The 20851-nt window shown below is 67.3% G+C and carries 18 protein-coding genes; 9 read left to right on the top strand and 9 right to left on the bottom strand.

The window, feature by feature from the left end; translation table 11 throughout:
• Positions 1-8: 8 nt before the first annotated feature.
• Complete coding sequence (locus ACP69V_RS02595) at positions 9-182, bottom strand: hypothetical protein (protein WP_426022502.1); 174 nt, start codon at positions 180-182, stop codon at positions 9-11.
• A gap of 136 nt (positions 183-318) precedes the next feature.
• Entirely contained in the window at positions 319-993 is a 675-nt protein-coding gene (locus ACP69V_RS02590; RefSeq protein ID WP_174087159.1) for an OmpA family protein, read from the bottom strand.
• A 222-nt stretch (positions 994-1215) separates the two neighbouring features.
• On the opposite strand from ACP69V_RS02590, the gene ACP69V_RS02585 reads away from it, so the two are divergent.
• Positions 1216-2127 (top strand): isopenicillin N synthase family dioxygenase, encoded by a 912-nt coding sequence (locus ACP69V_RS02585; RefSeq protein WP_426024023.1) that lies wholly within the window; start codon positions 1216-1218, stop codon positions 2125-2127.
• Between the two features lie 4 nt (positions 2128-2131).
• Here ACP69V_RS02585 and ACP69V_RS02580 read toward each other — a convergent pair whose 3' ends face one another.
• The 5 genes from ACP69V_RS02580 to ACP69V_RS02560 form a co-directional block, all read right to left on the bottom strand.
• Positions 2132-4084: a pilus assembly protein TadG-related protein gene (locus tag ACP69V_RS02580; RefSeq protein WP_426022501.1), complete on the bottom strand. Its 1953-nt coding sequence runs from the start codon at positions 4082-4084 to the stop codon at positions 2132-2134.
• 106 nt (positions 4085-4190) lie between these two features.
• Positions 4191-4886 carry a monofunctional biosynthetic peptidoglycan transglycosylase gene (gene mtgA / locus ACP69V_RS02575; protein ID WP_426022500.1) on the bottom strand — a complete coding sequence of 232 codons (696 nt, stop codon included), beginning with the start codon at positions 4884-4886 and terminating at the stop codon, positions 4191-4193.
• The gene (locus ACP69V_RS02570; RefSeq protein WP_426022499.1) at positions 4886-5851 is read right to left on the bottom strand and encodes a WD40 repeat domain-containing protein; all 966 of its coding nucleotides are present in this window, start codon (positions 5849-5851) and stop codon (positions 4886-4888) included. The genes mtgA and ACP69V_RS02570 overlap by 1 nt, the downstream gene beginning before the upstream one ends.
• A gap of 186 nt (positions 5852-6037) precedes the next feature.
• Positions 6038-6976, bottom strand: a complete 939-nt coding sequence (locus tag ACP69V_RS02565; protein ID WP_426022498.1) for a pirin family protein — start codon at positions 6974-6976, stop codon at positions 6038-6040.
• A 39-nt stretch (positions 6977-7015) separates the two neighbouring features.
• Positions 7016-7504 (bottom strand): Lrp/AsnC family transcriptional regulator, encoded by a 489-nt coding sequence (locus ACP69V_RS02560; RefSeq protein WP_135194232.1) that lies wholly within the window; start codon positions 7502-7504, stop codon positions 7016-7018.
• Between the two features lie 148 nt (positions 7505-7652).
• Between ACP69V_RS02560 and ACP69V_RS02555 the strand changes: the two genes are divergently transcribed.
• The 4 genes from ACP69V_RS02555 (at position 7653) to lpdA (ending at position 13281) form a co-directional block, all read left to right on the top strand.
• Complete coding sequence (locus ACP69V_RS02555; protein ID WP_346495539.1) at positions 7653-8900, top strand: thiamine pyrophosphate-dependent enzyme; 1248 nt, start codon at positions 7653-7655, stop codon at positions 8898-8900.
• A gap of 2 nt (positions 8901-8902) precedes the next feature.
• The gene (locus ACP69V_RS02550) at positions 8903-10027 is read left to right on the top strand and encodes an alpha-ketoacid dehydrogenase subunit beta (protein ID WP_426022497.1); all 1125 of its coding nucleotides are present in this window, start codon (positions 8903-8905) and stop codon (positions 10025-10027) included.
• A gap of 1 nt (position 10028) precedes the next feature.
• Positions 10029-11708, top strand: a complete 1680-nt coding sequence (locus ACP69V_RS02545) for a 2-oxo acid dehydrogenase subunit E2 (protein ID WP_426022496.1) — start codon at positions 10029-10031, stop codon at positions 11706-11708.
• 178 nt (positions 11709-11886) lie between these two features.
• Positions 11887-13281 carry a dihydrolipoyl dehydrogenase gene (lpdA, locus tag ACP69V_RS02540; RefSeq protein WP_426022495.1) on the top strand — a complete coding sequence of 465 codons (1395 nt, stop codon included), beginning with the start codon at positions 11887-11889 and terminating at the stop codon, positions 13279-13281.
• A 146-nt stretch (positions 13282-13427) separates the two neighbouring features.
• Here lpdA and ACP69V_RS02535 read toward each other — a convergent pair whose 3' ends face one another.
• The gene (locus tag ACP69V_RS02535) at positions 13428-14225 is read right to left on the bottom strand and encodes an SDR family NAD(P)-dependent oxidoreductase (protein WP_426022494.1); all 798 of its coding nucleotides are present in this window, start codon (positions 14223-14225) and stop codon (positions 13428-13430) included.
• A gap of 22 nt (positions 14226-14247) precedes the next feature.
• Positions 14248-14718 carry an Rrf2 family transcriptional regulator gene (locus tag ACP69V_RS02530; RefSeq protein ID WP_372691563.1) on the bottom strand — a complete coding sequence of 157 codons (471 nt, stop codon included), beginning with the start codon at positions 14716-14718 and terminating at the stop codon, positions 14248-14250.
• A gap of 168 nt (positions 14719-14886) precedes the next feature.
• Here ACP69V_RS02530 and ACP69V_RS02525 point away from each other — a divergent pair, with 168 nt between their 5' ends.
• Genes ACP69V_RS02525 through ACP69V_RS02510 form a run of 4 tightly spaced genes read left to right on the top strand, consistent with a single transcriptional unit; the run spans position 14887 to position 20799 of the window.
• Complete coding sequence (locus ACP69V_RS02525; RefSeq protein WP_426022493.1) at positions 14887-16863, top strand: potassium transporter Kup; 1977 nt, start codon at positions 14887-14889, stop codon at positions 16861-16863.
• 47 nt (positions 16864-16910) lie between these two features.
• Positions 16911-18251 carry an RsmB/NOP family class I SAM-dependent RNA methyltransferase gene (locus ACP69V_RS02520; protein ID WP_426022492.1) on the top strand — a complete coding sequence of 447 codons (1341 nt, stop codon included), beginning with the start codon at positions 16911-16913 and terminating at the stop codon, positions 18249-18251.
• 47 nt (positions 18252-18298) lie between these two features.
• Entirely contained in the window at positions 18299-18964 is a 666-nt protein-coding gene (rpe, locus tag ACP69V_RS02515) for a ribulose-phosphate 3-epimerase (protein ID WP_426022491.1), read from the top strand.
• A complete protein-coding gene (locus tag ACP69V_RS02510; protein WP_426022490.1) occupies positions 18961-20799 on the top strand; it encodes a heparinase II/III family protein in 1839 nt (612 codons plus the stop codon). The genes rpe and ACP69V_RS02510 overlap by 4 nt, the downstream gene beginning before the upstream one ends.
• The last annotated feature ends 52 nt before the right edge of the window (positions 20800-20851 follow it).

Here is a 20851-nt window from a genome sequence, read left to right as displayed (position 1 = left end):
GAGCGGGGTCAGTCGACGGATGCGTGCGGGACGACGGTTGCTTGCGGCATGATGATCGGTTTGGAGCCGCGCAAAACCGCCTCGCCGGCGCCGATGACCAAGGTCGCCGTCAGGACGGCGCTGATCACCGCGATGGCGGTCAGCTTCAGGCCTTGCCCGCACTCCCGATCGTCAGGCGTCACTGCATCGTCCCATGATCCGATGAGGTCGAGAACCATGGTGTGCGAGTGCGCGCAAATCACGAAGCCTGTGATCGAACAAAGAAAGGGCGGCGCCTCGTGGCGCCGCCCTTGTCTAATCTTCAAATGCCGCCGCAGATCAGCCGGTGAAGGGGCGGATCAGGATTTCAACGCGACGGTTCTGAGCCTTGCCTTCCGCCGTAGCGTTCGACGCCACCGGATTGCGTGCGCTCTCTCCCGCAACATAGAGCCGCTGGGCGATCACGCCACGACGCACCAGTTCGGAGGCGACGCTGCTGGCGCGGCGTTCGGACAGGGGCTGGTTGATCGCATCGCCGCCCGAGGAATCGGTGTGGCCGATCACATCGACGGTCGATTGGTCATATTGCTGCAGCACGCGCGCGACGTCATCCAGCACCGGCAGGAAGCGCGGATCGATCGAGGACTGGTTGGTGGCAAAGGTCACGTCCGACGGCATGCGCAGGACAAGGTTGTCGCCCTGGCGCGCCACGCCGACGCCAGAACCGGACAGTTCGGCCTCCATGGCGCGTTGCTGGCGATCCATATATTGGCCGACCGCCGCACCGCCCAGGGCGCCGACGCCGGCGCCGATCAAGGCGTTCTTGCGGCCCTGTTCGCCGTTCGACGTATTGGTCAGATAGCCCAGCAGCGCGCCGCCCAGAGCGCCGGCGATGGCGCCGGTCCCGGTGTTGTTGCGAACGGGGCCCGAGCGATAGGGGTCGGTGGTGGTGCAGGCGGCGGCGCCCAGCATGGCGGCGATCGAGACGCTGGCGACGATTATCTTGGCGCGCATAGAGTTGTCCTCTTGGTGAATGTGGTCTGGCGCAGAAACGTACGCTTACTGTGAAGGTTCCAAGCTGTATGGCGCGTGAACGGCCTTGGCGTCCCGGTGACGATGAACTGACAAGGCCGCGGATTAGGCGTATGGGAACCGCCGCACATTCCCAGATCGAGGACGTCCGTGAGCACGACCCTGAACGACAACCCCGCCGACCGGGCCATCACGCCGGTCTCGATGACCCAGTATGACGCTGACTTCCAGGCGTTCAGCGACGCCCTGGGCGCCTCTTTTTCGCGATACGGCTTTGCGGTCGTCGCCGATCACGGTCTGGACGAGGCGCGCATCACCGCCGCCATCGACGACGCCAAAGCCTTCTTCGCCCTGCCGGAAGAGGTGAAGCGCCAGTACCATCAGCCGGGCACGGGCGGCGCGCGCGGCCTGACGCCGTTCGGGGTCGAGGCGGCCAAGGGCGCCAATGCCGTTGACCTGAAGGAGTTCTGGCACGTCGGCCGCGAACTGCCTGAAGGGCATCCCTATCGGCGCTACATGCGCGACAACGTCTGGCCGACCGAGGTCGAGGGCTTCAAGCCGCACCTCTATGGCATGTTCGAGGATCTGGACGCTCTGGGCGCCAAGATCCTGCGCGCCATCGCCCGCTATCTGAAGCTGGGCGACGACTTCTTTGCGGACAAGGTCGAGATGGGCAACAGCGTCCTGCGCATGCTGCACTATCCGCCGGTTCCGGCCGATGCACCCGGCGTCCGGGCCGGCGCGCACGAAGACATCAACGTCATCACCCTGCTGCTGGGCGCCGAAGAGGCCGGCCTTCAGCTCAAGGAGAAGGACGGCAGCTGGCTGGACATCGCGCCGCCGCCCGGCGCCCTGGTCGTCAATATCGGCGACATGCTGCAGCGGCTGACCAATCATGTTCTGCCATCGACGACCCACCGCGTGGTCAATCCGGCGCCCGAGCGTCGCGGTTTCGCCCGCTATTCGACGCCTTTCTTCCTGCACTTCAACCCGGACTTCCCCATCAAGACCCTGCCCAGCGCCATCACGCCGGACAATCCCGACCGCTACGCCGGCAAGACGATCCTGGCCGAGGACTATCTGACCGAACGTCTGCGCGAAATCCGACTGCTGTAAGGCGTCAGCGGGAGATCCGCAGGCGGGTGATGTCGCGACCGATGGCCTGAAAATCTTTGGACAGATCGGCGCCCGATTGCGGCAGGAAGGCCTTGTCCGTGTCGGTGGCGCAGGTGCTCAGGATGCTCGCGGCCTCGCTGCCCTCCGTGATCGAGAAGCCGACCGTATAGACGATGATCCCCTTGGCCTTCATGTTGGTGCAGAGCTGCGCCGCCTGATCGAAGGGGTCGCCGTTGGTCGCATTGCAGGCGATCTTGTCGAAGAGATTGCCTGAGCCTGACCCGGCGTCGCGCGCGATGACGCCGCCGCAATAGGGGGTGTTGAACTCCCCGTCTGTCATCAGGATCACGGCCTTCAGCACCTTGGTCGGCGCATAGGCGGCGGCTGTGTTGGAAGACCACAGACCGTTGAACTGATCGGATACCGTGTACCAGCCCCAAGCGAGCCCGATCTGACCGGCGGTCGATCCCGTGATAGACAGGCCGTTCACGAGCTTGGTCAGGGTCTCGATGTTTGACGTCAGGGGCTGGATGGTCGCGGCAGGGCAGGGATTGCCAGCGGACCGAACGGGTGTCGAGCGTTCAGGCGCAGCGTAGTTGCGCCCGACGTAGGTCGAACTGCCCGGCGCAGCGTCGGAATAAGGTTCTGACCCTGTGCGCTCGCTGACGCAGGTGGTGTTTTGGAACGCGGTCAAGCGATTGTACTGCGCATCGCGAAACACGCGCTTGGCGCATCCGTCACGTCCACACTGAACGGATCCACTGCTGGAGTAGTCGGCGAATGCGGGGCCGCCCACCGGGATGACGAAAGCGTCTTTAGATGTCCTTTCAAGGACTTCGTAGAGACCGTCGTAGTTCGTAGTATTCAGCGCGGTCATGCCTTTGACGCCCGCGATCTGAAGGCCCTCGCCTACCGACAAGCCGTGGTTGGGCGACGTGATGGTGATGAAACAGTCAGAGCGCGTGCATTTGCGAATCTGGCCACCGTAGCTGTAGCTGTTGAAGCCGTTGCTGCTGGTCGTATTCAGCGCATACCAATTGCCGCCCGACCGATACTGCAGAGAGACCCTGTTGGCGTCGATGCGAACCGCGCGATAGGCGCGGTTGTTGATCTGGGTCATGCCGCTGACGCCGCTGATCCAGACATAGTCGTTGGTCGCCAAACCGTGGCCGTTGGCGGTCACGACGCCAGGCGAGTCCCCCGTGATGCGCGAGATCGACTTCGAACCTGCGGCCGCCCAAGAGGCGCCAGTAATGGCCGTGGTTCCCACGGACTCGCCTCTGGCGTTGTCGGCCCAGGCCCCCAGATTCACGCCGATCGAATAGGGGACGATGGCCATGCGCGAATAGTAGGGGGTCTGTTTCGCCTCTGGCTGGACGACCAGTTTGATCAACTGGTTCGCCGCGCTCTTCAAGTCCCCGATGCGATCGTTGGTGGACATCGACCCCGTGATGTCCAGCACCAGAGAGACCTCGATGTCCTTCGACGACCGATTGACTTCGGAGTGAACATTGACCGGCAGAGTGTCGTCCAGAAGCTGACCGTAGGGCGGCAGGACGATGTTGGCGACCAGGGTCTTCACCTGAACTTTCAGGTCGGCGATCACGACTTGGCCGCTAGTCAGCTGGATTTTGAGGTCTTTGTCTTCAAACGGTTCAACCGCAGCGTTACGGAGATTGGCGCGCAGCGCGACGACCGCAACCTTCCTCAATTCTTCAGGGTCGGTGTGGGACGACCGCGCAGCGGCCAGCGCAGCGGCGTCCAAGGCGTCCTGAACGCGGGCCTTGACCGTGGTGATGCGATTGATGTCGATCCCGCCCAAGGTGATCATGATCAGGGCCGGCATTACCAGGGCGAAGATCATCACGACATTGCCGCCCCGGTCGGACGACAGGCGCGCCGCCAGATTGCGCAGGCCTCGAACCGCTTTGCCGATCAGTGTGGAAGCTTGCGCCAAGATCATCCCCGAGGGCGCAGATCGCCCGAATACCGTCGAATGGTCGCAGTCTGACATCGGGCGGTTAAGGGAAGCCTCAAGGGGAACGGTTAACCAGCCTTTGGCATCAGCCCCGCCCGACGACGCAGGCGTTCAGACCCTCGTTGCGCACCGTGCCCATGGCCGCCTGGACGCGAGACGCCCTTCTGCGGACATAGGGACCGGGCGCCGCCGCCTGGTAACGGCGCGGGGCCGGCAGGATGGCGGCCAGACGCGCGGCCTCGCGCGGGCTCAGGTCGCGGGCGTCCTTGCCGAACCAGTGGCGCGAGGCGGCCTGGGCGCCATAGACGCCCGGCGCCCATTCCACCACGTTCAGATAGACCTCCATGATCCGCCGCTTGGACCAGACCGTCTCGATCAGGACAGTGTAGCCCGCCTCCAGCCCCTTGCGGATCCAGTCGCGGCCCGGCCACAGGAAGACGTTCTTGGCCGTCTGCTGGCTGATGGTCGATCCGCCCCGGATGCGGCCGCCCTCGGCGTTATGATCCAGCGCCTTCTGGATCGCCTCCATGTCGAAGCCGTGGTGGCTGCAGAAACGGGCGTCCTCGGCGGCGATGGCGGCGTTCACCAGATTGGGCGAGATCTGGTTCAGGCCGCGCCACTGATAGTCCATGCCCTCGCCGCGCGCGAGCTGGCGCAGCATCAGTATGGTGGGCGGCGGCGGCGCGACGGCGACGATCAGCACGCCGGCGACCGGGAGCAGGGCCAGGATCAGAAGGGCGGTCAGCAAAACCCGACGCCAGCTCTTGCGACCCTTGGCCATCAGAGAATGATCACGCCGGCGGCGCCGTCCTCGTCGGCCCAGGCGACCTTGTCGACGGCGGGGCTGAGCGACAGGGCGACGATGGCCGGCCCCTTCTCGGCCTTGACGAAGTTCAGCCCCTGGGCGGCCGGATGCGCCACCCAGACCCGACCGTCGGTCAGGCCGGCGGCCAGCAGCCCCTGGTCGGCGCGGGCCGAGACCAGATTGACCAGGGTGGTGTCGTCATAGCCGATCTCGGTCGCCTCGCGGCCCATCGGACCGTTCGATCCGATGAAGGGCCACAGCACCGCGCCCTGTGCGCCCGAGGTCGCCATCAACTGACCATTGGCCAGGAAGGCCATCGACCGCACCTTGCCCGGATAGCCGCCCATGCGCAGGTTCTTGGCGTCCTTGATGCGCCAGCCGTGCATCTGGTTGTCCTGCATGGTCGTGACGACGAAGGCGCCGTCGGGTGAGAAGGCGACGCCGGTGTGCGATCCGGCCCAGGCCAGCTTGACCGGCTGTTGCTTCTCGATCCGCGCATACCACAGCGCCGCTCCGCCATAGGTCGAGGTCGCGATGCGGCGGCCCTTGGGCTCGAAGGCCACGCCGGAGACGGTGCGCTCGTGCTGGAAGTCGCGGCGGAAACCCACCTCATTGGGATCGATCACCGACAGGGTGCGGCCAAAGGAAAAGGCGATCAGGCCCGAGGCCGGCGAGGCGTCGATGGCGTCGATCCACTGGTTCTTGGCCTTGGCCAGGACGACCGGATTCTCGTCGCGGCGGCTCCAGACGACCTTGCCGTCGTCGCCGCCGGTGACGATCCCGTGGCCGGACGGGTGGACGCAGGCGCACAGCACGGCGCCGTCGTGGGCCTCGACCCGCGTGCGGTCCTCGAACCGGACAGAGCCGTCGCCGAGGGCAAAGACGGCGCCGGCGTTGTCGAACAGGGCGGCGGTGACCTGGGCGTCGAAATCGAAGTTCATGCGGACGCGTTAGCGGGTTGCGGGAGCGGGGGCAAATAGCGGCTTTTATTCTCCCTCCCCTTCATGGGGAGGGACGATCGCGCAGCGATCAGGGTGGGGTCCGTAAGGGCGTCAGCGAGGTCCTGACTTCCCCACCCCGGCTACGCTTCGCTTCGCCGCCCCTCCCCATGAAGGGGAGGGAGAAGGCTAGACCGGGTCGGTCGGCTTGGGTTCGACCGGCGCGGGGGCGGCCTGGGCTTTGGCGGGCTCGTCGGGCAGGGGGATGAATTCCAGGTCGTCGGCGTGGGGCAGGCTCATGCGGCCGGCCTTCCAGTCCGCCTTGGCCTGATCGATGCGGGCCTGGCTGGAGGCGACGAAGTTCCACCAGATCAGCCGTTCGCCCACCGGTTCTCCGCCCAGCACCATGACGGTCGACTGGACCAGGGCCTTGATGGTCGGTTCGGCCGTCGGCTCCAGCACGATCATCTGACCTTCGTGGAAGGTGCGGTCGCCGACCTCGATGGACCCCTTGGCCACATAGAGGGCGCGCTCGCTCATGCCCCCGACGCCCTTGCCGGACGGCGGGGCGGTGCGAACGCCGGGCTGAAGCTCCCAATGGATATAGAAGAGCGGAGAAGAGACAGGCACGGCGGCCTTGGCGCCGTAGGCCTCGCCTGCGACCAGACGCGCGAACAGGCCGCCGTTCTCATAGGCGGGCTGGGCGTCCTCGCCCAGGTGATGGAAGGCCGGATCGATGTCTTCGGCCTCGTCGGGCAGGGCGACCCAGGCCTGCATGCCGTGCATCGGCCCGCCGGTGCTCTTTCTCAGCGGATCGGTGCGTTCGGAATGGACGATGCCCTTGCCGGCCGTCATCCAGTTGACCTCGCCCGGCCGGATCGCCTGATCATAGCCGAGGTTGTCGTGGTGCATGATCTCGCCCTCGAACAGATAGGTCAGGGTCGACAGGCCGATATGTGGATGCGGCCGCACGTCGATGGCCGTGGCGTCGGCTGCGAACTCGGCCGGCCCCATCTGGTCCAGGAAGATGAAGGGACCGACCATCCGGCGCGAATGGAAGGGCAGGACGCGCCCGACCTCGAACCCGCCCAGGTCCTTGCGGCGCGCGTCGATCACCAGTTCGATCATGACTTTGGTCCCTTGGCGAACGCAGTCGCCTGAGACCTCTTATCCGACGTGAGGCGTGATGATGCCAAGAGGCAGGGCGGTCACATTCTTCACGCCGCGCGTGACGATGTGGCTTTCGCAGTCCGAGACGATGCCCAGGGCCAGCAGTTTCTCGCGCAGGAACAGGTCGAAGGCGTGCATGTCCGAGGTGATGATGCGCAGCACATAGTCCTCGCGCCCGGTGATGGTGGCGCACTGGACCACCTCCGGCCATTTGGCCACGGCGGCTTCGAACAGGTTCAGATTGTCGGCCGAGGGCAGCATCAGCTTGACGATGGCGTAGACCTCGAAGTCCAGGCCCAGCAGCTGTGCGTTCAGCAGGGTGACCCGCTTGGTGATCAGGCCGGAATCTTCCAGTCGCTTGATCCGCCGCCAGCAGGGCGAGGCCGACAGTCCGACGCGATCCGCGACCTCCGCGACCGACAGCCCGGCGTCTTGCTGCAGGATATCCAGGATGCGGGCGTCGATGGGGTCGAGTTCGTCGGCCAATGCGTTTCTCCGATTATGATTATCGCGAAATAAAATACCCGATATCGGGATTGTGCAAGGTCAATTTGAGCGAGCACCTGCTTAGGGGCCGTGTTATCACACGTCCAGAGGAAACACGGACGGACCCCGAATGGATATGGACGCCCGCATGAACGACGAAAACGTGAAAAAGAACAGTCAGCCCCTGTCATTGCGCGTGCCGGAACCGTCCGGCCGACCCGGCGATGCGCCGGACTTCAGCCACCTGCTGATGGACCCCGCCGGCGTGGTCGAACGGCCCGAGGTCGGATCGACGCCGTACGAGATGCGCGATCTCGCCTTCCGCCTGATTCGGGTGCTGGATGACGAGGGCAACGCCGTCGGGCCGTGGAACCCGCGCCTGGACGCGGAGACGCTGCGTCGCGGCCTGAAGGCCATGATCCTGACGCGCGCCTTCGACGACCGGATGCACCGCGCCCACCGTCAGGGCAAGACCAGCTTCTATATGAAGTGCACCGGCGAGGAGGCCATTGCGGTGGCCCAGGGCATGCTGCTGTCGCGCGAAGACATGGGCTTTCCGACCTATCGCCAGCAGGGGCTGCTGATCGCGCGCGGCTATCCGCTGGTCGAGATGATGAACCAGATCTATTCGAACGCGGCGGACCCGATCAAAGGCCGTCAGCTGCCGATCATGTATTCGGCCAAGGACTATGGGTTCTTCACCATCAGCGGCAATCTGGGCACCCAGGTGCCGCAGGCCGTCGGCTGGGCCATGGCCAGCGCCTACAAGGGCGACGACAAGATCGCCATCAGCTGGATCGGCGACGGCGCCACGGCCGAGGGCGACTTCCACAACGCCCTGACCTTCGCCTCTGTCTATCGCGCCCCGGTCATCCTGAACGTCGTCAACAACCAGTGGGCCATTTCGTCCTTCCAGGGCATCGCCGGCGGGCTTGAGACCACCTTCGCCTCCAAGGCCATCGGCTATGGCCTGCCGGCCCTGCGGGTCGACGGCAACGACTTCCTGGCGGTGTGGGCCGCGACCCAGTGGGCTGAGGAGCGCGCCCGTTCGAACCAGGGCGCGACGGTGATCGAACTGTTCACCTATCGCGGCGCCCCGCACTCCACCTCCGACGACCCCAGCCGCTACCGCCCCGGCGACGAGCACGAGAAATGGCCGCTGGGCGACCCGCTGGAGCGGCTGCGCCAGCACCTGACCGTGATCGGCGAGTGGGACGACGAGCGCCACGCCACGGCCCTGCGCGAAGCGGTCGAACAGGTCCGCGCCGCCGGCAAGGAATCCGAGGCCATCGGCACCCTGGGCCAGTCGCGCCCCAGCGTGAAGACGATGTTCGAAGAGGTCTATGCGACCGAAGACTGGCGGCTGATCGAACAGCGCCGCGAGGTGGGGGTCTGACCATGGCTGAGCAAACCACCTTCACCGACGCCGATCGCAACGACGGCGTCGAGCCGGACATGGTCGACCAGAACGCCGCCCCCGCCTCGGAAGCGACGGGCATGGGCGTGGTCCCCATGAACATGATCCAGGCCCTGAACTCGGCCATCGACGTCAAGATGAACGAGGACGCCAACGTCCTGTCGTTCGGCGAGGACGCGGGCTATTTCGGCGGGGTCTTCCGCGTCACCGACAAGCTGCAGCAGAAGCACGGCCTGACCCGCAGTTTCGACGCTCCGATCAGCGAATGCGGCATCGTCGCCGCCGCCATCGGCATGGGCGCCTATGGCCTGCGTCCGGTCGTCGAGATCCAGTTCGCCGACTACATCTATCCGGCCTACGACCAGATCGTCTCCGAAGCGGCCAAGATGCGCTATCGCTCGGGCGGTCAGTTCACCAGCCCCATCGTGGTGCGTTCGCCTTATGGCGGCGGCATCTTCGGCGGCCAGACCCACAGCCAGTCGCCGGAAAGCCTGTTCACCCATATCGCGGGCCTCAAAGTCGTCATTCCGTCCAATCCTTATGACGCCAAGGGCCTGCTGACCGCCGCCATCGAGGATGACGACCCGGTCGTCTTCTTCGAGCCAAAACGCCTGTACAACGGCCCGTTCGACGGTTGGCACGAGAAGCCGGTTTCGCCGTGGAAGGCGCAGGACCTGGCCCAGGTGCCGACCGGCAAATATGTCGAGCCGATCGGCAAGGCGCGGGTCATGCGCGAAGGAAACGACGTCACAATCCTGGCCTATGGCACCATGGTCTGGGTCGCTTTGGCCGGGGCGGAGCACGCCGGCGTGGACGCCGAGGTCATCGACCTGCGCACCCTGGTGCCGCTGGACATCGAGACCATCGAAGCCAGCGTGAAGAAGACAGGCCGCTGCGTCATCGTGCACGAGGCGCCCAAGACCTCGGGCTTCGGCGGCGAGCTGTCGGCTCTGGTGCAGGAGCGCTGCTTCTATCACCTGGAGGCGCCCATCGCGCGCGTCACCGGGTGGGACACGCCCTATCCCCATGCTTTCGAATGGGAATATTTCCCCGGACCGCAACGGGTTTCAGACGCCTTGAAGAGCGTCATGACGGGAGGTCGTTAAGATGGGTCGTTTCGTCTTCAAGCTGCCTGACGTGGGTGAAGGCACCGCCGAGGCCGAACTGGTCGGCTGGCACGTCAAGGTCGGCGACACGGTCGCCGAGGACCAGATCGTCGCCGACATCATGACCGACAAGGCCACGGTCGAGATCACCGCCCCGGTGTCGGGCAAGGTCGTCGCCCTGCACGGCGAACCCGGCGCCATGGTGCCGGTGCGCGGACCCCTGGTGGAGTTCGAGGTCGAGGGATCGGGGAATGCGGAAGAGAGCCCCTCCGTCTCTCCGCTTCGCTCCGAGCCACCTCCCCCCGCTTCGCGAGGGGAGGAGACCGCCGTCGCCGCATCGTCTCCTCCCCACGCCAGTGGGGAGGGGGACCGCGCGAAGCGTGGTGGAGGGGCTCTCGACGCCCCACAGACCCCCGTCGGCAACTACGTCTTCAAACTGCCCGACGTCGGCGAAGGCACGGCCGAGGCCGAGCTGGTCGGCTGGCACGTCAAGGTCGGGGATGTGGTCGAGGAAGACCAGATCATCGCCGACATCATGACCGACAAGGCCACGGTCGAGATCACCTCGCCGGTCGCCGGAACCGTGGTCGCCATCTACGGCGAGGCCGGCAAGTCCGTGCCGGTCGGCGGGCCTCTAGTGGCGTTCGATGTCGAGGGTCGGGGCAATGTCTCGACGCCCGTCGCGGCGTCGAAACCGGCCTCAAAACCGGCAGCGAATTCGACGACGGTTTCCGCTGTGACTTCGACGACACCCCCGTCCAAGCCTGTCCCCGCCCTGACCGGCCGCGCGCCAGGCGAGCGGCCGTCCGCCTCGCCGGCCGTACGCAACCGTGCGCGGGATTTGGGCGTGGACCTGACCTTCGTGCCCGGCTCCGGCCCGGCCGGTCGGATCACGCACGAGGATCTGGACGGCTTCATCGCTCGCGGGGGTTCGCAGCCTGCGTCCGCCCCGTCCGGCGGCGGCTCGACCTATGCCAAGGCCGAAGGAACGACCGAGGTCCGTATCATTGGCCTGCGCCGCAAGATCGCGGAGAAGATGGCCGACAGCGTGCGCCGCATTCCCCACATCACCTATGTGGAGGAGATCGATGTCACGGCGCTGGAGGACTTACGCGCCCACCTGAACGCGACCAAGGCGAAGGATCAGCCCAAGCTGAACCTGCTGCCCTTCATCGCCCGCGCCATCGTGGTCGCCCTGCGCGACCAGCCCCAGATCAACGCCACCTATGACGACGAGGCCGGCGTCCTGACCCAGCACGCCCCGGTCCATCTGGGCATCGCCGCCCAGACGCCGAACGGCCTGATGGTGCCAGTAGTCCGCCACGCCGAGGCGCGCGACCCCTACGACACGGCGCTGGAGATCGCCCGCGTCTCGGGCGCGGCCAAGGACGGTTCGGCCAAGCGCGAGGAGCTGTCGGGCTCGACCATCACCATCACCTCGCTGGGAACCCTGGGCGGGGTGGTCCACACCCCGATCATCAACCACCCCGAGGTCGCCATCGTCGGCCCCAACAAGATCGCCGAACGGGTCGTCGTCCGCGACGGCCAGATGGTCGTGCGCAAGATGATGAACCTGTCGTCGAGCTTCGATCACCGGATCGTGGACGGGCATGACGCGGCGGTCTTCGTCCAGCGGATCAAGGGGCTGCTGGAGCATCCGGCGACCTTGTGGATGGTCTAGACGACGCCCTTCTCCCGTCGGGAGAAGGTGGCCCCGAAGGGCCGGATGAGGGTTCTGCCGGTGGGCCAGTCCGCACCGTCCGACCCTCACCCTTTCGCGCAAGAACGACGCCGGGGGCGTCGCGCGCTCAAGCCCTCTCCCGCCGGGAGAGGGTCGGCAGGATGAGACGGAAAAGACGATGCAGCAGCTCAAAACCAAAGTCTTGATCATCGGCGCGGGCACCGGCGGCTATGTCGCGGGCATCCGTTGCGGCCAGTTGGGGCTGGACACCGTGCTGGTGGACGGCGGCGATGGGCTGGGGGGGACCTGCCTGAACGTCGGCTGTATTCCGTCAAAGGCCATCATCCATGCGGCGGGCAAGTTCGAGACGGTTGCCAAGGCGGCCGGCGGCGGGACGCTGGGCATCACGGCGGCGGCGCCCGCCATCGACCTGAAACAGACGGTCGAGTGGAAGGACGGCATCGTCCGCAAGCTGAACGCCGGGGTCGCGGCCCTGCTGAAGAAGGCCAAGGTCAAGGTCATTAAGGGTTGGGCGAATTTCGCCGACGCCAAGACCTGTATCGTTCAGACGGACGACGGCGAGATCCGCATCACCGCCGAACACGTCATCCTGGCGACCGGGTCCGAGCCGGTCGAACTGCCCTTCCTGCCGTTCGGCGGCGACGTCATCTCCTCGACCGAGGCGCTGAGCCTGTCGGACGTGCCCAGGAAACTGGTGGTGGTCGGCGGCGGCTATATCGGGCTGGAGCTGGGCATCGCCTTCAGGAAGCTGGGCGCCGAGGTGGCCATCGTCGAAATGGCCGAACGTATTCTGCCCCTCTACGACAAGGCGCTGACGGATCCTGTGGCGAAGTGGCTGGAGAAGCACGGCGTCGAACTGCACCTGGGCGCGCGCGCCGGCGGGTTCGGCGACGGGAAACTGTCGATCACGACGAGGGACGGCGAACCGCTGCAACTGGACGCCGACAAGGTGCTGGTCACCGTGGGCCGTCGTCCGCGGACACACGGCTGGGGTCTGGAGAATATGGGCGTGGCCATGGCCGGGCCGTTCGTGAAGATCGACAACCGCTGCGCCACCAGCATGAAGAACGTCTGGGCCGTCGGCGACCTGACCGGCGAACCCATGCTGGCCCACAAGGGCTCGGCCCAGGGCGAGGTGGTCGCGGAGATCATCGCCGGTCATGACCGGGCGTTCGATCCGGTCACCATCGCCGCCGTCTGTTTCACCGAGCCGGAGATCGTCTCGGCGGGTCTGGGTCCGAACGATGTCGCGGGCCGCGACGACGTGATCCAGTCGGTCTTCCCCTTCGCCGCCATCGGCCGCGCCCTGGCCATCGAGGCGGGCGAGGACGGCGGTTTCGTCCGGGTCATCGCCTCCAAGGCCGATCACCGCATCCTGGGCATCCAGGCGGTGGGTCAGCATGTGTCGGAACTGTCCAACAGTTTCGCCCAGATGCTGGAGATGGGGGCGGTGCTAGAGGATGTGGCGGGGACCATCCACGTTCACCCGACCCTGGGCGAGGCCTTCCACGAGGCGTCGCTGCGGGCGCTCGGGCACGCGATTCATATTTGATATTGATCCGTCATCCTCGGGCTTGTCCCGAGGGCCTACGGCGGATCAGTCAGCAGCGGTTGTGGCTTTGCGACATTCCCGAAAACTGCAGGGCGGATAAGTGGGTCCTCGGGACAAGCCCGAGGATGACGGGGATGGGACGGGGGCTAAAGCCGCTCCAGCCGCTTCGCGTGGTTGGCCACCATGCGCAGCGCCAGTCCATCGGGCAGGAAGCGGGCCAGGCCGGCCATGATGTTGTTCATGACGCCGGGGGTGACGCTGGGGCGGTTCGCCTCGCAGGCGTCATAGCCGATGCGTGCGACGCGGGCGGCGTCCATCCACATCCAGGCCGGATAGGCGGTCGAGACCTGATCACGCGAGCCGTTGACGTCGTGGAACTCGGTCAGCGTATAGCCGGGGTTCAGGACCGTGACGTGGACGCCGGTTCCCAGGGTCTCCAGGTACAGGCCCTGCGACGCCTTGATCAGAAAGCTCTTGATCGGCCCATACAGGGTGTCGCCGCCCGTCGCGGGCATCTGGCCGGCGAGAGAGGCCACGTTCAGCATCCGGCCGAAGCCGCGCTGGATCATGCCGGGCAGCAGCAGGCGCGACAGCTCGACCGGCGCGGTCAGCATGACCTGGATCATGGCGCGGTGGGCAGCGAGGTCCGTGTCGAGAAAGCCGGTGACGCGGCTGAAGCCCGCATTGTTGACCAGACCGTCGACGATCAGGCCGCGCGATGCGACGGCGGCGACCAGGCGTTCGGGCGCGGCGGGGTCGGACAGGTCTTCGGGGATGACGGTCGCAGTGACGCCGTGGGCGGCGGTCAGTTCGTCGGCCAGGGCCTGCAGCGGGCCTTCACGACGCGCGGTCAGGATCAGGTTCCAGCCCTTGGCCGCATAGGTCTGGGCCAGGGCTGCGCCGATGCCGGCCGAGGCGCCGGTGACCAGGACGGTTCGGCTCATGCGGCGCGCTTCACTTGGGGGGTCAGGCCGCGACGGGGCACGACTTGTGTGGCGTATAGGCCGCCAGCGAAATCGGGTTCTCGGCCAGCAGGTCCGCGATGGTGATCTTGGACAGGGCTTCGGTCGCGGCCTCGTCAGCGGCGGTCAGGGCCTTGGCCACCTGGCGCGGGATATGTTCGCTGATCGGGCAGCCCTTGGCCCCGGCCGGCGGCGAGCCGATGTGGGCGCAGCCGTTTACGGCCTTCAGCACCTCGTCCAGCCGGATGTCCTCCGGCCGGCGCAGCAGCCACGACCCGCCGGTGGCGCCGGGACGGGTGGCGATCAGCCCGGCCTTGGCCAGCAAGGCCGTCACGCGCCGGACCACGACGGGGTTGGTCGGGATCGACGAAGCCAGCACCCCGCTGGGCGCCGCCTGAGCAGGGCCATAGGCGCCCTTGTGGGCCATATAGGCCAAGGCGTGGGCGGCGACGGGGAAGCGCTGGCTGTCTGACATGGTTTTGTTCCTGCGATGAAAATAGGCGCTCATGGGCTGAATCACAAATCGATCCGCAGAACGCCGAAACCGAATCCCCTTCGGCACGATTGAAGACCGCGCGGAATGAGCCTAAAGGCTCGCCGCTTTGAAGGGACCGACGCTGCGTCGGAGACCCGGAGGATACGCATGGCCGGGGATACTCCCCACGACGCGAGCGCTCCCTCGCCCGCGTCGAACACGCCGGACAAACCCACCCACGCCACGGGACCCGAGTCCCACGCCCCAGGGGGCCAGATCGCCAAGCACGGCGGCTTCTGGGCTCTGACCGTGGGCGCGATCGGCGTGGTGTTCGGCGACATCGGCACCAGTCCGCTTTACGCCCTGCGCGAAGCGATCGCCCATGCCCAGTCGGGCGTCGGCGGGGACCTGGCCGTGATCGGCGTCGTCTCCCTGGCCTTCTGGGCCTTGATGGTCGTGGTGACGTTCAAATACGTCTTCTTCCTGATGCGCGCCGACAACAAGGGCGAGGGCGGCACCCTGTCGCTGATGGCCCTGGCCCAGGTCGCCGTCGGTCGACGCAGCGCCTGGATCTTCATCCTGGGCGTCTGTGGCGCCGCCCTCTTCTATGGCGACGGCATCATCACGCCCGCCATTTCCGTGCTGTCGGCGGTGGAGGGGTTGCAGGACGCACCGGGTCTGGCGGGCAAGCTGGACGCCTTCATCGTGCCGATCTCGGCCGGCATCCTGATCGCCCTGTTCATGGTCCAGTCGCGCGGCACTGCCAGCCTGGCCAAATATTTCGGGCCGATCACCGCCGTATGGTTCCTGTGCCTGGGCGGGCTGGGTCTGTATCATATCTTCGACGACATCAGCGTTCTGCGCGCCCTGTCGCCCCACTATGGCGTCATGTTGTTGATCAACGACGGCTTTTTGGGCTTCATCATCCTGGGCAGCGTCTTCCTGGCCGTGACCGGGGCCGAGGCCCTGTATGCGGACATGGGCCATTTCGGAAAGGCGCCGATCCGCATGGGCTGGCTGGCCTTCGTCCTGCCCTGCCTGACGCTGAACTATCTGGGTCAGGGCGCTCTCATCCTGGACAATCCGGCCGCTGCGGAAAATCCGTTCTGGAACATGGTGCCGCAGTTCGCCTACTGGCCCATGCTGATCCTGGCGACCGCCGCGACCGTCATCGCCTCGCAGGCCGTGATCACCGGCGCCTTCTCGGTGACCCAGCAAGCGGTGCAACTGGGCCTGCTGCCCCGCATCGACATTCGCAACACCTCCGAGACCCAGGCCGGCCAGATCTTCGTGCCGGCGGTGAACACCTTCCTGATGATCGGGGTGCTGGTGCTGCTGGTCGTGTTCCAGAGCTCGCATAATCTGACCGCCGCCTATGGCGTGGCGGTGACGGGGACCATGCTGGTCAATACGCTGATGGCCTATTCCGTCATTCGCAAGGGCTGGAAATGGCCGATGTGGGCGGTGGCTGGAACGCTCATTCCGTTCGCCTTCATCGACGGGGTCTTCCTGACCTCCAACCTGCTCAAGATCCCCGACGGGGCCTGGATGCCGCTGGTGCTGGGCGCCTGTCTGGTGGTGATCATGTGGACCTGGGTGCGCGGCACCCAGATCCTGACCGCCAAGACGCGCAAGGACAGCCTGCCGCTGAACGATCTGATCGAGATGCTTCAGGCCCGTCCGCCGCACCGCGCGCCCGGCATGGCCATCTTCCTGACCAGCGACCCGGACGTCGCCCCCGTCGCCCTGATGCACAATCTCAAGCACAACAAGGTGCTGCACGAGAAGAACGTCATCCTGACCGTGCGCACCTCCGAGCGGCCGCGCGTCAAGGAGGCCGACCGCGTCAGGATGGAGCCGATCAACGACGACTTCAAAAAGGTCACGGTCACCTACGGCTTCATGGAGACGCCGAACGTGCCGCGTGCGTTGGGTCTGTGCCGCAAGCAGGGGCTGAAGTTTGACATCATGTCGACCAGCTTCTTCCTGGGCCGGCGCTCGCTGATCCCCTCGGCGCGACAGGGCATGCCCCTGTGGCAGGACCGGCTGTTCATCTTCCTGATGCGCAACGCCGCCAATCCGACCGACTTCTTCCATATCCCCCCCGGCCGCGTGGTCGAGCTGGGCGCGCAGGTGGCCGTATGAGTGCTGAGGGACGAGGCGGACAGAGTTCGCAGGCGCGTGGACGCCGCATGGCTGTCAAGGGTCGCCCGCGCCCCGCCCCGGCCGTGGACGCCGCCGCCGCCCCGTCCCAGGATGATATCGGCGTCGAGGCCCGCGTGGTCGCCGGCATTCTGCTGAACGCCGCGCTTGAGAAGCGCAACGGCCTGGACGAGGCCCTGTCCCAGCCCGCCGCCCGCGCGCTGGAGCCCGTGGATCGCGCCTTCGCCCGCGCCGTCGCCATGGCGGCCTTGCGGCGTCTGGGCGAGATCGACCAGATCCTGAACCGCCGCCTGAAGAAGTCCCCGCCCGAGGCCGTGCGCACCCTGATGCGCATCGCTTTGGCGCAAACGCTGGTTCTGGAAACCCCCGCCTTCGCCGCCGTCTCCACGGCGGTGAAACTGGCCGAACGCGATCCCAAGACGCGACCCTACAAGAACCTGGTCAACGCGGTGCTGCGTGGCGTGGGCCGTGAAGGGCCCGGCCTGACGACGGCCGAGAGCAATCTGCCCGACTGGATCGCAGCCCGCTGGAAGGCGACCTATGGCGAGGCCGCCCTGGCCGGTCTGGCCCTGGCCGCGCGTGAAGAGCCTGCGACCGATCTCAGCCTGAAGCCCGGCGTCGATCCCGCCGCCGTGGCCGCTGCAGTGGAGGGTGAAGCTCTGGCCGGCGGAACCGTTCGCACCGGCCGTCGGGGCGATGTCGCGTCCTGGCCCGGCTTCGACGACGGCGACTGGTGGGTTCAGGACGCCGCCGCCGCCGTGCCCGGTCGCCTGCTGGACGTGAAACCGGGCGAGACCGCTCTGGACATGTGCGCCGCGCCGGGCGGCAAGACCCTCCAACTGGCCGCCGCCGGCGCGTCCGTCGTCGCCCTGGACCGTTCGGCCCCACGCCTGAAACGCCTGACCCAGAACCTGGAACGCACTGGCCTGACCGCCGAGGTGATCGCCGTCCCCGCCGAGGACTGGGAGGACGCCCGCACCTTCGACGCCGTCCTGCTGGACGCCCCTTGCACCGCCACCGGCACCTTCCGCCGCAATCCGGAAGTCCTGCGCGCCACCAAGCCCGCTGAAGTGGCGAAGCTGGCCGACGTCCAGCATCGCCTGCTCGACGTCGCCGCCGAACGGGTCAAGCCGGGCGGCCGGATGGTCTATTGCACCTGCTCGCTGGAGCGCGAGGAGGGCGAGACCCAGATCATCGCCTTCCTGCGCCGCAACCCTGCCTTCCGCACCGTCGCCGCCGACCCGGCCGCCCTGGGCGCGCCGCCAGAGGCCCTGACCCCCGAAGGCTGGCTGCGCATCCTGCCCTCCATGTGGGCCGAACACGGCGGCCTCGACGGCTTCTTCGCTGCCAGGTTGGAACGGGTTTCCTGAGCGGGAGCGCCTTGCTCCCGCCCGCAACCCGCCTTATCCGGAAGGCCATGGCCGTTACTCCTCTGATCTGTCCGTCGATCCTCGCCAGCGATTTTGCGCGGCTGGGTGAAGAAGTCCGCGCGCTGGAGGCGGCGGGCGCCGACTGGATCCACGTCGATGTGATGGACGGGCATTTCGTGCCGAACATCACCCTGGGCCCCGACATCGTGAAGGCGATCCGGCCGCATACGCGCCTGCCGTTCGACGTGCACCTGATGGTCGCGCCGGTCGATCCGTGGCTGGAGGCGTTCCGCGAAGCCGGCGCCGATGTCCTGACCGTCCATCCCGAGAGCGGGCCGCACCTGCACCGCACCCTGGGCCGCATCCGCCAGCTGGGCGCCAAGGCGGGCGTGGTGTTCAATCCGGCGACGCCGCTGTCGATTCTGGAAGAGGTCGTCGATCTGGTCGATCTGGTGCTGATCATGTCGGTCAATCCAGGCTTTGGCGGCCAGAAGTTCATCGACAGTTCGCTGCGCAAGATCGCCGGCGCGCGGGCCATTCTGGACCGGGCCGGTTCGGCGGCGCACCTGCAGGTGGACGGCGGCGTGACCTCGGCCAACGCCGGGGCCTGCGTCGCCGCCGGGGCCGATGCTCTGGTCGCCGGGTCGTTTGTGTTCAAGGGCGATTACGCGACCAATATCGCCGCCCTGAAAGCCGCCCCGGCAGCCGCGTGAGCCCGCTCGGCCCCTTCGCCCCGCGCGGGCCGGAAACCACGCTGGACGTCGCCTCGGGCCAGATCCCCGGCCTGCCCGGCGCTCCGGTGCGCACGCCGGTACGCTCGGGCGATACGAATGCGGGGCCCGGCCTGTGGCCCGCCATCGCCGGGCGGGTGGCGACGCGACAGCTGTGGATCGAGCTCTATGGCCTGCCCGGCTATGGACTGACCTTGGGCGGCGGCAAGGTGACGGCCTTCGCCGCCACGCCGCGCGACTTCCGCCCCCATGATCCGGCGCCGGGTCGCAATGTCCTGGCCGGACGCTTCATGCTGGCGGGGGCCTCGATGGAGGTCGAGCCGGCGTCTGATCCGTGGAACCGGCCCAGCCCCTCGCGGCCGTTCGCCGTCGAACTTCACGCCTTCGCCTGGCTGCCGGGATTGATGGCCCAAGGAGAGCGGGGCGCGCGCGAGGCGTTACGTTTGACCCTGGCCTGGGCCGACGCCTTCGCCCGCTGGTCGCCCTTCGCCTGGGGGCCGGAAATCCTGGGGCGGCGGGTGGTCAATCTGGCGTGCGGCGCGCGTCGGATGGGCGCCGTCGCGACCGAGGCCGAGCGTTTGAAGCTGGCCGACAGCCTGGCGCGTCAGACGCGTCAGCTGCTGCGTCCGCCCGGCGGGCTGGCCAGCCGGGCGGAACGACTGACGGCGGCGGCGATCGGCGGCTGCGTCCTGGCCGGTGCGCCGGGGCAGGCCTTGCGTCGTCGCGCGCTGGGGCGGCTGGACGGCGCCTTGAAGGCCACGGTCCAGGACGACGGCGGTCATGCCACACGCAGTCCCGAGGCGGGGCTGGAGCTTCTGCTCGACCTGCTGACGCTGGACGACGCCCTGTCGCAACTGTCCGAGCCGACGCCGGACGGCGTTTCGGCCGCCATCGCCCGGCTGACGCAGGGCTTGCGCCTTCTGACCCTGCCCGACGGCCGTCTGGCCAGCTTCCAGGGCGGCGGACCCTCCAGCGCCGAACGGGTCGCGGCGGCCCGCGCCCATGACGACGAGGCCGCCCCGGCCAAGGGCGATGCCGCCCATTCGCCCGCCGGCACGGTCGCCGGCCTGACGCGCATCGCCAGCCCGCTGCTGACCATAATGGCGGATGCGGCCCCGCCGGCCCGCGGGGCCTGGGGCGCGGCCGCCTGCGCCCAGCCGATGGCGCTGGAGATCGCCTGCGGCAAGGACCGACTGGTCACCGGCTCGGGCTGGACTCCGGCCTCGACCGATCGCCAGGCTTTGCGGCTGACGCCCGCCCATTCGACCCTGACCCTGGGCGAGCGGTCGCTGAACGAGCCGCTGGGCGGCTGGAAGGGCGATCTGCTGGGCCCGCGCCTGGTCGGACCGCCGATCCATGTGACGACGGACCTGCGCGACGGCGACGGCGCCGTCTGGCTGGAGATGGAGCACGACGGCTGGAACGAGCTGTTCGGCCTGAACCATCAGCGGCGGCTGTATCTCGACCAGCGGCTGGACGAGCTGCGGGCCGAGGAGAAGCTGTTCCCGACGCCGGGCCGCAAGGAGATGGTGCGCCAGATCGCGGCCCCCTACGCCATCCGTTTCCATTTGGAACCAGGGGTTCAGGCCTCGCTGGCGCGCGACCGCCGCTCGATCCTGCTGCGCGGCGCCTCGGGCCGGGGCTGGTGGTTCAGGACCGACGGTCCCGACGTGGCCATCGAGCCCAGCGTTCATATCGACGCCGGCCTGACGCGCCGCAGCTTGCAGATCGTGGTGCGCGGTTCGGCCCGGACCGACAGCGAGAGCAAAATCCGCTGGAAGCTGAGCCCGGCCGGCGCGAGCGGCGATCCGACGTAGAAGGGTGACGTGACGCCGGTTTGGGTCTAGAGGGCGCGCCATCCTCCCCCAG

It is taken from the genome of Brevundimonas sp. PWP3-1b1, from assembly GCF_049896065.1.
In the GTDB taxonomy this organism is placed as follows: domain Bacteria; phylum Pseudomonadota; class Alphaproteobacteria; order Caulobacterales; family Caulobacteraceae; genus Brevundimonas; species Brevundimonas intermedia_B.
The sequence above is the reverse complement of the archived record's forward strand: the minus strand, read 5'-3'. Positions and strand labels throughout refer to the sequence as shown.

Coding starts and splice junctions, on each gene's coding strand:
- ACP69V_RS02590 (WP_174087159.1), bottom strand. CDS start 993: ATGCGCGCCAAGATAATCGTCGCCAGCGTCTCGATCGCCGCCATGCTG.
- ACP69V_RS02585 (WP_426024023.1), top strand. CDS start 1,216: ATGACCCAGTATGACGCTGACTTCCAGGCGTTCAGCGACGCCCTGGGC.
- mtgA (WP_426022500.1), bottom strand. CDS start 4,886: ATGGCCAAGGGTCGCAAGAGCTGGCGTCGGGTTTTGCTGACCGCCCTT.
- ACP69V_RS02570 (WP_426022499.1), bottom strand. CDS start 5,851: ATGAACTTCGATTTCGACGCCCAGGTCACCGCCGCCCTGTTCGACAAC.
- ACP69V_RS02565 (WP_426022498.1), bottom strand. CDS start 6,976: ATGATCGAACTGGTGATCGACGCGCGCCGCAAGGACCTGGGCGGGTTC.
- ACP69V_RS02555 (WP_346495539.1), top strand. CDS start 7,653: ATGAACGACGAAAACGTGAAAAAGAACAGTCAGCCCCTGTCATTGCGC.
- ACP69V_RS02550 (WP_426022497.1), top strand. CDS start 8,903: ATGGCTGAGCAAACCACCTTCACCGACGCCGATCGCAACGACGGCGTC.
- ACP69V_RS02545 (WP_426022496.1), top strand. CDS start 10,029: ATGGGTCGTTTCGTCTTCAAGCTGCCTGACGTGGGTGAAGGCACCGCC.
- lpdA (WP_426022495.1), top strand. CDS start 11,887: ATGCAGCAGCTCAAAACCAAAGTCTTGATCATCGGCGCGGGCACCGGC.
- ACP69V_RS02535 (WP_426022494.1), bottom strand. CDS start 14,225: ATGAGCCGAACCGTCCTGGTCACCGGCGCCTCGGCCGGCATCGGCGCA.
- ACP69V_RS02530 (WP_372691563.1), bottom strand. CDS start 14,718: ATGTCAGACAGCCAGCGCTTCCCCGTCGCCGCCCACGCCTTGGCCTAT.
- ACP69V_RS02525 (WP_426022493.1), top strand. CDS start 14,887: ATGGCCGGGGATACTCCCCACGACGCGAGCGCTCCCTCGCCCGCGTCG.
- ACP69V_RS02520 (WP_426022492.1), top strand. CDS start 16,911: ATGGCTGTCAAGGGTCGCCCGCGCCCCGCCCCGGCCGTGGACGCCGCC.
- rpe (WP_426022491.1), top strand. CDS start 18,299: ATGGCCGTTACTCCTCTGATCTGTCCGTCGATCCTCGCCAGCGATTTT.